Source organism: Paraburkholderia sp. (assembly GCF_036488505.1).
GTDB lineage: Bacteria > Pseudomonadota > Gammaproteobacteria > Burkholderiales > Burkholderiaceae > Paraburkholderia.
On sequence record NZ_DASXHN010000512.1, the window covers coordinates 1 to 10,180 of the forward strand.

The 10,180-nt window shown below is 67.2% G+C and carries 8 protein-coding genes; 4 read left to right on the forward strand and 4 right to left on the reverse strand.

Features of this window, described 5'->3' with window-relative positions:
- Together VGH68_RS29035 and fumC are read left to right on the forward strand one after the other, a co-directional pair.
- The coding region (locus VGH68_RS29035) for a phospholipase D-like domain-containing protein (protein ID WP_331607185.1) at window positions 1–917 on the forward strand (917 nt) is incomplete at its 5' end.
- A 15-nt stretch (window positions 918–932) separates the two neighbouring features.
- Entirely contained in the window at window positions 933–2,333 is a 1,401-nt protein-coding gene (gene fumC / locus VGH68_RS29040) for a class II fumarate hydratase (RefSeq protein ID WP_331607186.1), read from the forward strand.
- A gap of 57 nt (window positions 2,334–2,390) precedes the next feature.
- Here fumC and VGH68_RS29045 read toward each other — a convergent pair whose 3' ends face one another.
- Window positions 2,391–2,897 carry an acyl-CoA thioesterase gene (locus VGH68_RS29045; RefSeq protein ID WP_331607187.1) on the reverse strand — a complete coding sequence of 169 codons (507 nt, stop codon included), beginning with the start codon at window positions 2,895–2,897 and terminating at the stop codon, window positions 2,391–2,393.
- A 288-nt stretch (window positions 2,898–3,185) separates the two neighbouring features.
- Entirely contained in the window at window positions 3,186–3,326 is a 141-nt protein-coding gene (locus VGH68_RS29050) for a hypothetical protein (RefSeq protein ID WP_331607188.1), read from the reverse strand.
- A gap of 251 nt (window positions 3,327–3,577) precedes the next feature.
- Between VGH68_RS29050 and VGH68_RS29055 the strand changes: the two genes are divergently transcribed.
- Together VGH68_RS29055 and VGH68_RS29060 are read left to right on the forward strand one after the other, a co-directional pair.
- Complete coding sequence (locus VGH68_RS29055) at window positions 3,578–4,291, forward strand: helix-turn-helix transcriptional regulator (protein WP_331607189.1); 714 nt, start codon at window positions 3,578–3,580, stop codon at window positions 4,289–4,291.
- 248 nt (window positions 4,292–4,539) lie between these two features.
- Window positions 4,540–7,131, forward strand: a complete 2,592-nt coding sequence (locus VGH68_RS29060; RefSeq protein ID WP_331607190.1) for a DUF6600 domain-containing protein — start codon at window positions 4,540–4,542, stop codon at window positions 7,129–7,131.
- A gap of 143 nt (window positions 7,132–7,274) precedes the next feature.
- Here the strand turns inward: VGH68_RS29060 and VGH68_RS29065 are convergent, their stop codons facing one another.
- Complete coding sequence (locus VGH68_RS29065) at window positions 7,275–8,246, reverse strand: thymidylate synthase (protein WP_331607191.1); 972 nt, start codon at window positions 8,244–8,246, stop codon at window positions 7,275–7,277.
- A 334-nt stretch (window positions 8,247–8,580) separates the two neighbouring features.
- Window positions 8,581–9,975: a sigma-54 dependent transcriptional regulator gene (locus tag VGH68_RS29070; RefSeq protein ID WP_331607192.1), complete on the reverse strand. Its 1,395-nt coding sequence runs from the start codon at window positions 9,973–9,975 to the stop codon at window positions 8,581–8,583.
- Between the last annotated feature and the right edge of the window lie 205 nt (window positions 9,976–10,180).

Here is a 10,180-nt window from a genome sequence, read left to right on the forward strand (position 1 = left end):
ACTACTGGAACAGCGGCCTCGCCTATCCGCTGCGTGTGCTGAGCAAGCAGAAGTTCGATCCCAAGGAGCTCGAGCAGACGCGCGACGACCTGCGTGAGCACTGGCGCACCAACGCCGACCCGTACAACGCGAAGCCGCTGAACGCGACGCCGCTCGCCGCGCAGATCACGACCGAGCAGCTGGGCCTCACCTGGGCGCCGGCCGAATTCAAGGTGGACCAGCCGGAGAAGATCGAGCGTCCGTCACCGGACTACGTGAGCCCGCCGCTGCAACGGCTGCGCGAGCTGATGCGCGATGCGCGTCACGACTTCCTGATCGTGTCGCCCTACTTCGTGCCGCACGACGCGGGCGTGGACGCGGCCGCCCAGCTCACGCACCGCGGCGTCCGCATCGCGGTGCTGACCAACTCGCTTGCCGCGACCGACGCGGTGGCCGTGCAGGCCGGCTACAGTCCGTTTCGCGTGCCGTTGCTCAAGGCGGGCGTCGAACTGTATGAATTCAAGCCGGACGCGCCGGCATCGATGGGCGTCGCGGGCTCGCGTTCGCGCGCGAGTCTGCACGCGAAGACCTACGTGATCGATCATCGGATTCTGGTGATCGGCTCGATGAATCTCGACCCGCGCTCGGCGAATCTGAATACCGAACTCGCGCTCGTGATTCATAGCCCCGCGCTTGCGAATCAGGTCGCGCAAATCTTCGAGCGCGCGATCCAGCCGGCCGAAAGCTATCACGTGACACTCGCCGATCAGGCCCAGCTCGCGTATCTGCGCTCGATCGGCGCGCCGCTGTCGCCGCTCGTGTGGACCGACGTCGAGAACGGCCAGCAGCGCACGTATATTTTCGATCCGCAAGCGGGTTTCTACCGGAATGCGCTAACGGGTCTATTCTCGTTATTGCCCGTCAACTCTGAACTTTGAACACCGGAGCGAAACATGACCGAAGACGTACGAATGGAACGCGACACGTTCGGCGAAATCGCGGTGCCGAACGCTCGCCTGTGGGGCGCGCAAACGCAACGCTCGCTGCAGAACTTCCGGATTTCGACCGAAAAGCAGTCGCCCGAGCTGATCACCGCGCTCGCCGTGATCAAGCGTTCGGCGGCCGAAGTCAATCTCGGTCTAGGCGTGCTCGACGAACAGAAGGCGCGCGCGATCATCCAGGCGGCCGACGAGATCATCGACGGCAAACATGCGGGCGAATTTCCGCTGGCCGTCTGGCAGACCGGTTCCGGCACGCAGACCAACATGAATCTGAACGAGGTCATCGCGAATCGCGCGAGCGAGCTGCTCGGCGGCGAGCGCGGCGAGGCGCGCAAGGTGCATCCGAACGACGACGTCAATCGCGGTCAATCGTCGAACGACGTGTTTCCGACCGCGATGCACGTGGCCGCCGCGTCCGCGATCGTCAAGCATCTGCTGCCGGCGCTCAGGACGCTGCGCGATACGCTCGACGGCAAGGCGAAGGCGTTCGACAACATCGTCAAGATCGGCCGCACGCACCTGCAGGACGCAACGCCGCTGACGCTCGGCCAGGAGTTTTCCGGCTATGTCGCGCAGCTCGAACACGGGATCCGTCATGTCGAATCGGCGCTGCCGCATCTGTATGAACTCGCGCAGGGAGGCACCGCGGTCGGCACCGGCCTGAACGCGCATCCGAAGTTCGCGGACAACGTCGCCGCGGCGATCGGCAAGCTGACCGGCCTGCCGTTCGTGTCGGCGCCGAACAAGTTCGAGGTGATGGCCGGCGCCGACGCGCTGGTGTTCGCGCACGGCGCGCTGAAGACGGTCGCGGCGAGCCTGAACAAGATCGCCAACGATATTCGCTGGCTCGCGAGCGGTCCGCGCTGCGGCCTGGGCGAGCTGTCGATTCCGGAAAACGAGCCGGGCAGCTCGATCATGCCGGGCAAGGTCAACCCCACTCAATCCGAAGCGCTGACGATGCTCTGCGCGCAGGTGTTCGGCAATGACGTCGCGGTGAATATCGGCGGCGCGAGCGGCAACTTCGAGCTCAACGTGTTCCGTCCGATGATCGCGCACAACGTGCTGCAGTCGGTGCGCCTGCTCGCCGACGGCGCACGGAGCTTCAACGACAACTGCGCGGTCGGCATCGAGCCGAACCGCGAGCGCATCGATACGTTGCTCAACGAATCGCTGATGCTGGTGACGGCGCTCAATCCGCACATCGGCTACGACAAGGCCGCGCAGATCGCGAAGAAGGCGCACAAGGAAGGCACGACGCTGAAAGCGGCGGCGCTTGCGCTCGGCTATGTCAGCGAGCAGCAGTTCGATGAATGGGTGCGGCCGAACGATATGGTCGGACGGACGGCGGGGTAACCAGTAACAACTGGTAGCGCGGGCGGCTCGGGCCGCCGCCGCGCGCGCGTGCTTCGCTCAGATCTTGCCCTGCGCGACTTCTTCCGGCTTTAGCTCGACGATCGCGTCGAGCGCCTGCTTCACGTCCATCGCGTACTTGGCGAGCCGGTGGTGCTCGTCGGTCTGCGGCACGAACGCGGGCACCGGCACGGGGTGACCGTTCTCGTTGACCGCGACCATCACGACCAGACAGTCCGTGGTCTGCAGTAGCTCGCCGCCCTTCGGATCGCCCGCCTGCACCGACACGTGAATATGCATGCTGGTGCGGCCGGTCACGACGACCCGCGCGCGCAATTCGACCAGATTGCCGACGAGGATCGGCCGGCGAAAGCGGATATTGCCGACGCTAACCGTCACGCAATAGCGTCCCGACCAGACCGCGGCGCATGCATAGGCGGTCTCGTCGATCCACTTCATCAGCGCGCCGCCGTGCACCTTGCCGCCGAAATTGACGGAGCTCGGCTCGGCGAGAAAACGGAAGGTGGTTTCCGAACGGTCCAGCGGTGCTGCGGCAACAGTGCTCATCTTGACTCCGGTCAATCGGATGCATTGAAAGGAGGCGATTATACGAGCGCAATATGGTGCGCGGCGGGGTGTCGCGGGGGAATGCGACACGCAATTGCCAATTGGCGGGTGCGGCGGCGCGGGTTTGTTTCGACATGCGTTCTATGCGGCTGTTTCAACCCTGGGCGCGGCATCGGGCGCGTTAGCGGCTCGCGAGCGGCGCGGCCGCGCCAGGTCGGGCAGCGACGCGATGTTCGTGCGCCGCCGGCTTGACCGTGTGTGGCCAAAGCTCGACTGGCCCGCGTCGCCTTAGTTATGGACGCTGATGCCTTCGTCGATCGTGCCGTACATGGTGATGCTGCCACTGCCCGCCGCGCCCGAGCCGGCACCACCCTGCGCGCACGCGCTGAACAGCAGAACGGCCGCGGCGGCGGCCAAGAGCGTTTTCATCCCGACGTATCCCTTCAGAGACAGTTTTCGATTCTAGCCTGGCGGCGCAACGCGACGCGGGAACGCGGCTTCTCAAGCCCCTTTTTGCCCTTTTCGCCGGTTTTTTGCGCCCGGTTGCGCCGGCGCGCGGTCTGCCCCCCGTTCGGGCTGTCTCCGTATTGCATTGTTCACAGCAGACTGAAACGTCGAATCACGCGACCCGGTACAGTGAAGAGCATGGCAGCAGACTCGCCCCGCACCAGGAGCCCACGATGACTCTCCCTGTCGCAGACGATAACAACCATTTCCCCGGCTTGAGCCGCATTGGCGCGCTGCTCGCCGATCCCGGCCGCGCGGCGATGCTATGGGCGCTGATGGACGGCAGCGCCCGCCCCGCCGGCGAACTGACGATGATCGCCGGGCTGTCGCCGTCGGCGGCGAGCGCCCATCTCGCGCGTCTCACCGACAGCGGGCTGCTCGCGGCCGAGGTGCGCGGACGACATCGCTATTTCCGTATCTCGTCGCCGGAGATTGCCGCGTCGATCGAAGCGCTCGCCAACGTCGCGCAGGTCAGCGCGCCACAGCGCACCGCGCCCCGCCCCGCGCGTACCGTGCCGCTCGAAATGCGCTATGCGCGCACCTGCTACGACCATATGGCCGGCGAGTTGTCGGTACGGATGTTCGAGCGGATGCTCGAGCGCGGTCTGCTGACGCCGCACGGCGCGTCGCTCGACGCTACCGCGCAGGGCGCCGCCCGCTTCGCCGACTGGGGCATCGATCTGTCCGCGCAGCACACCCGTCGCCGGCGCTTCGCGTGCACCTGCCCCGACTGGAGCGTGCGCCGGCCGCACCTGGGCGGCGCGCTCGGCGCGGCACTGCTCGACACATGGTCGGCGCACGGCTGGGTCGAACGCAGCGAGCGGCCGCGCGTACTGCGCATCACGCCGGCCGGCCAGCAGTATTTCGATGCGTTCCTCGCTGAGTGAATCGTTTCTCCGGCGCAAACGCCGGCGCGCCGGCAACCGCGCCCGAAGCGCACTCCGACTGACGTCGACTGCTGTGCGGCCAAGTCCGTCGCCGCCAGCGCACGTTCGGCTTCGCTCAGTGGCGGCTGCGAGATCTTTTGTTACATGGCAGCGAATCCGCCTTACAAATGTGGGGGTCTTGAAACATGGCCGGCGGCTAGAGTGACTGGAGGGACCGGGCCGATTGCCGCGTCCGCCGGAGATCAGTCATGACACACAACACAGAGCCCCCGGGGCAAGCCGCGACCCAGCGAGTGGGCGCCAATACGCTCATCGTGGCCGGCGTCCTTGCGCTGGCCGCGCAAGCAGGCCTCGCCCAGCAAGTGCAACCCGCGCCGCCCGCGGCCCCGGCGGCGGTCAGCGCGCCGGACGGCGATCCGCCGGGACGCGTCGCACGTCTGAACTACACGGCAGGCGCCGTGACCACCGAGCCCGCCGGCGCCACCGACTGGTCGTACGCGCAGATCAACCGCCCGCTCACCACTGGCGACCAGCTGTGGAACGACCAGAACGCTCGCTCCGAGCTGCACATCGGCTCGACCGCGATCCGTCTGGGACCGAACACCAGCCTCGACGTACTCAATCTGGACGACACCGGCGCACAGCTGAAAGTCGCGCAGGGCACGCTGTCGACGCACGTGCGCGAACTCGCGCCGGGCTCGTCGTATGAAATCGACACACCGAACCTGGCGCTCGCCGTGAACGGTCGCGGCGACTATCGGATCGACGTCGCGCCGGACGGCAGCAGCACCACCGTCACCGTGCGCAACGGCAACGCGGTCGCGTACGGCGACGGCGGCCAGCTACCGGTCGCGGCGGGCCAGCAGATCCGTTTCACCGGCACCAATCTGCAACAGCTCGCCGCCGCGCCCGCGCCTGGGCCCGATGAGCTCGATCAGTGGGCGGCGAGCCGCGACGCCACCGAAGACCATTCAGTATCGGCACGCTACGTGTCGCGCGACGTCCCGGGCTATGAAGACCTCGATGCCAACGGCACGTGGCGCGAGACGCCACAGTACGGCGAGGTGTGGTCGCCACGCACGACGCCGGCCGGCTGGGCGCCGTACCGCGACGGCCACTGGGTCTGGCAGGCACCGTGGGGCTGGACCTGGGTCGACGACCAACCGTGGGGCTTCGCGCCCTACCACTACGGTCGCTGGGTGCTGATCGACGACAGCTGGGCGTGGGTGCCGGGCCCGCTCGAAGCGGAAGCGCCGCCGGTCTACGCGCCGGCGCTGGTCGCGTTCGTCGGCGACGGCGATGGCGACGCCGACTGGGGCGTGAATCTGGCGATCGGCGGGGCCGTCGCGGCCGGCGTCGCGTGGTTCCCGCTCGGTCCGGGCGAACCGTGGCATCCGCACTGGCGCGGCCGCGACCACTGGAGCCCCGCGTACTACAACCGCGTGAACCGCACGACGATCGTCAACGACTATCACCGCCACGCAAACGTCCACAACACGTACGTGAACTACCGCGCCCGCGGCGGCGTGACGGCGGTGCCGGCGACGGCATTCGTGCACGGTCAGCCGATCGGGCGCTTCGCTCAGAAGGTCGATCCGGGCCAGTGGCATCACGCGCGGATCAACCCGGGCGCGCCCGGCATCGCACCTGTGCGCGAGAGCTTCGGCCCGCAGATGCGGCGCGCGAATTACCGGCCGCCAGCAAGCGCGGCCGCGCGGCCGGTGATCGCGACGCGCGATCCGGTGATGCCGGCCGCGTATCGCGACGGCCTCGCGCAGCGCTTCGCGCAGAACGGAGCAAGGGTGCCGGGCGGCGGTCAGCCCGTCGTGCGCACGCCGGTACCCGCGCAGATGACGGGGGCGCTGGGCGCGGCGCCGATCGCCAAGGTGCGGGTCGTGCAATCGCATGTGCCGGGACGCCCGCCGGGGATGGCCGCCGGGGCGCCCGGTACGCCCGGTACGCTTGGTGCGCCCGGTACGCTAGGGACGTCGGGTACGCCTGGCGCGCCGCGAGGTATCGAGCAGGCTGGCCAGAGGCCCGCCGAAGGTCTCGCGCCGGGCTCGCACGGCGAGGCGGCGCGGGCGCGGCCGGGTCTGCCGCCGCCGATGGCCGGCAATGGTCATCAGCCGCAGCCAGGCCCCGTGGTACAGGCAGTACCCGCAGGACAGCAGATAGGACATCCGCCGAACGGCGTGCCGCGACCGCCCCAGGTGGGCGGCGACAATCCGGCCGCGGCGGCGCAATCCGCCGCGCGGCAGCACGGCGCACCGCAGCAATGGGGCGCAGTCGGACGATCCGAGCCGGCCTGGACGCAGCCGCATCCGCCGATGGCTCAGCAGGCCCCGCGCGCGAACGAGCCGGCCGGCCCGCGGCAACCCGGCGTGCCGCATCCGCCGGAGAATCCGGCCGCGCAGCAGCAGGCGCGCCTGCCGGAGCGCGGTGCGCAGCCGATGCAACCGCCGCCGCATGTCGAGGCGCAACAGCGGGCGCAGCCGCCGCGTTTCGAAGCGCGTCCGCAGCCGATGCCGCAGCCCGCGCAAGCGCTGCCGGCTCGGCCACAACCGCACTTCCAGCCCGCGCAGCAACCCCGTCCTCAGCCTATGCAACCGCCTCGCCCCGAGCCGCCGCCTCATCAGCCGCAACAGCCGCCGCAACAGCCGCCGCAACAGCCGCGGTTCGAAGCGCGCCCGCAGCCGGTGCAGCAGCCGCGCGCTGAGCCGCGTCCGCAGATGCAGCAAGTGCGGCCGCAACCGGTTCAGCAGCCGCGTGCTCAAGCGCAGCCGCAACATGCCGAGCAGCACCAAGGCGGCGGCAATCGCGACGAACATCACAAGGGCTGAGCACCGTCGACGCAAGTGGCCGTCGCCGCCGCCTTCGCGGCAACCTGCCAATACGGACACCGGCAACAAAAAACCCCGCGATTCGAACAATCGCGGGGTTTTTGATACGCGACGCGGGCGTGACAGCCCCTGGTCCCGCAGCGTCAGACCGCCATCGGCGCCGTCAGCGGTTCATGATGCCGATAACCGACCAGCGAGAAATCCGCCGGCTCGATCTTTTCGAGCCACTCCGGCTCGTACACGCCGGTTTTCGCATAGTCGGGCACGCGGTCTGAAATCGCGAGCTGCGGACTCTCGTATGGCTCACGCGTCAGTTGCTGCTGCAGCATATCGAGCTGATTCTCGTAGATATGCGCGTCGCCGATGAAATAACTGAACCAGCGCGGCGTATAACCCGTCAGCCGCCCAACCAGATGCAGCAGCGCCGCGCCCTCGGTCAGATTGAACGGCGTGCCGAGCCCGACGTCGTTGCTGCGGATGTACAGACACAGCGAAATTTCGCGGCGCGCGACGTTCGGCAGGAACTGGTAAAGCAGGTGGCAGGCCGGCAGCGCGATCTGATCGAGCACCGCCGGATTCCACGCATGAAACAGAATGCGCCGGTCGGCCGGATTGCGCATGATCGTATCGAGGCACTGGCGCAACTGATCGATCGCCTTGTACAGCAGCACTTTCAAACGACCGTCTTCGTCGAATTGCGTGATCACGCGAAAACCGCGCGCCTGCGCATCGGCGAGCTGCGCGCTCGCGCCCGCGTCGAGCACCTTGTACGCGGGCCACTTGCGCCATTGCACGCCGTACACGTCGCCGAGGTCGTCGGGACCTTCGCGATACGGATTGGCGAGCCACTGCTCGTTCTGGTTCGCGTTGCCGTCCCACACCTTGCAGCCGAGCGCGCGGAAATCCGCGGCACTGCGCGACGCGCGCAGAAACCCGACCAGTTCGCCGATTGCCGACTTGAACGCGAGCTTCTTGGTGGTCACCGCGGGGAAGCCCTGCTGCAGATCGAAGCGCAGCATTGCGCCCGGCATGCTGATGGTGCGAATGCCGGTGCGGTTCTCCTGCCATGTGCCGGTATCGAGGATCGTGCGGACGAGCTCCAGGTATTGTTTCATGCGGTTTCCTTCGACGAGGCGCGGCTGAAACTCGGGATGCGCCACGGGATTGAGCAAAACCCGATTCTAACAAGCGCGACCAGGCGACGCGTGGCGGTGATGCGCCGCATTGGCCATTCGAAGGGAAGGTTCAGAACGAAAAGGAAGTCCGAGATGAAGCGGACAGCGGCCGGCGCAACGGAGGCGCCAGGCGTTGGGAGCTGCCGATGCGCGACCAGCGTGTTGCCACGGCCGCCCACGATCGGCCTGCAAGCGGTGTGCGGCCAACGATGCGGCCGCTTCTCGCCGCCCCGCTGGCCGAACCGCAACCGCTGCTCGCGGCGCCCCGCCTACTTCAAAGATGCTGTACCGAAGCAGGCAAATCGCCATGCGGCGCGGACATCGGCTCGCTTTCCATATGCCGCATCCCATGCGAGCACAGCAGCCGATACAGCGTGACGCGCGAGATACCCAGCTCCTGCGCGGCGTCGCCGAGCCGCCCGCGGTGGCGCAGCAGCGCCAGCTCGATCGCCTGCCGCTCGGCCGCTTCGCGCGCCTGCGCAAGCGACACCGGGACTATCTCGACATACTCGGCCAGTTCGAGGTCGCGCGCGGTGATCGCCCGTCCTTCGGACATCACGATCGCGCGCCGCACCCGGTTGATCAGCTCGCGCACGTTGCCCGGCCAGCCATAGTTATGCAGTGCCGCGATCGCATCGGGCGCGAAGCCGCGCAAGCGGCGGCTCGCATCTTTCTTGAAACGCTCGAGCATATGGCGCGCGAGCAGTTCGATGTCTTTACCGCGCGCGCGCAGCGGCGGCTCGTCGATCTGCAGCACGCATAGCCGGTGATAGAGGTCCGAACGGAAGCGCCCTTCGATCATCGCCGCGGTCATGTCCACGTGGGTGGCGGAGATAATCCGCACGTCGACATCGATCGCCGTGTGTCCGCCGAGCCGTTCGACCTTGCGCTCCTGCAAAAAGCGCAGCAGGCTCGCCTGGCTTTCCAGCGGCAGATCGCCGATTTCATCGAGAAACAGCGTGCCGCCGTTGGCCGCCTCGACCCGGCCGATCTTGCGCTGATTCGCGCCGGTAAACGCGCCGCGCTCATAGCCGAACAGCTCCGATTGCAGCAAATGAGGCGGAATCGCGCCGCAGTTGATCGGCACGAACGGCGCGTTGCGGCGCGCCGAGCGCTCGTGAATCGCAACCGCCGTGAGTTCCTTGCCGGTGCCCGATTCGCCGGAGATGAACACCGGCGCGTCGGTCATCGCGACCTTGCGGATCGAGCGGAACAGCGCGAGCATTGCGTCGCACGAGCCGACCATCTCGCCCTCGGCGCCTTGCGAGCCGTCATGCGACGCGGTTTCGCCGAGCGAGACCATCCCGTACGCGTGGCCGACCGAATCGACGATGCGATCGCCCGAATACGGCACCGTCACGTAATCGAAACAGTAGTCGCGCACGAGCCGGCGCAACGCGGCGTCTTGCAATTGCCCAGGCGTGGTGGCCGCGACCCAGCCGACATTCGGCATGGTCAGGCACGATTCAAAAGCGGCGATCTCGTGCGGCTGGAAATCGCTGGAAAGATCGAGCAGCCCTCCAGCGGCCGTCCCGGCGCGAACCGCCCGACGCGCATCGCGCGCGGACCCTACGACCTCGACATGCCAGCCACGCTGCAGAAAACGCGTATTCAGTTCCGCGCTAGGATCGCGCGAAACGTAAATCAGTTGCCGCGTTGCGGGTTCCATTATTCAGATCCTCTCGTCAACGAACGTTAAGGATGACGCATGCACCTGAAACTGCGGTTCAGACACGCTGACTCATTCGGGATTCGCAAGGCGCAAAAACCGAACGGCCATTCCATTCCGTGCGGACAGCTGATCCCCAAGAAAGCGGCGTGTGTGTTTTGAGACGGCCCCATATGGGACTTTTTTAAATGTGAAGCTGTTATCG

What these genes read in the sequence shown, in the direction of transcription:
- fumC (WP_331607186.1), top strand. Translation starts at nt 933, where the DNA reads ATGACCGAAGACGTACGAATGGAACGCGACACGTTCGGCGAAATCGCG.
- VGH68_RS29045 (WP_331607187.1), bottom strand. Translation starts at nt 2,897, where the DNA reads ATGAGCACTGTTGCCGCAGCACCGCTGGACCGTTCGGAAACCACCTTC.
- VGH68_RS29050 (WP_331607188.1), bottom strand. Translation starts at nt 3,326, where the DNA reads ATGAAAACGCTCTTGGCCGCCGCCGCGGCCGTTCTGCTGTTCAGCGCG.
- VGH68_RS29055 (WP_331607189.1), top strand. Translation starts at nt 3,578, where the DNA reads ATGACTCTCCCTGTCGCAGACGATAACAACCATTTCCCCGGCTTGAGC.
- VGH68_RS29060 (WP_331607190.1), top strand. Translation starts at nt 4,540, where the DNA reads ATGACACACAACACAGAGCCCCCGGGGCAAGCCGCGACCCAGCGAGTG.
- VGH68_RS29065 (WP_331607191.1), bottom strand. Translation starts at nt 8,246, where the DNA reads ATGAAACAATACCTGGAGCTCGTCCGCACGATCCTCGATACCGGCACA.
- VGH68_RS29070 (WP_331607192.1), bottom strand. Translation starts at nt 9,975, where the DNA reads ATGGAACCCGCAACGCGGCAACTGATTTACGTTTCGCGCGATCCTAGC.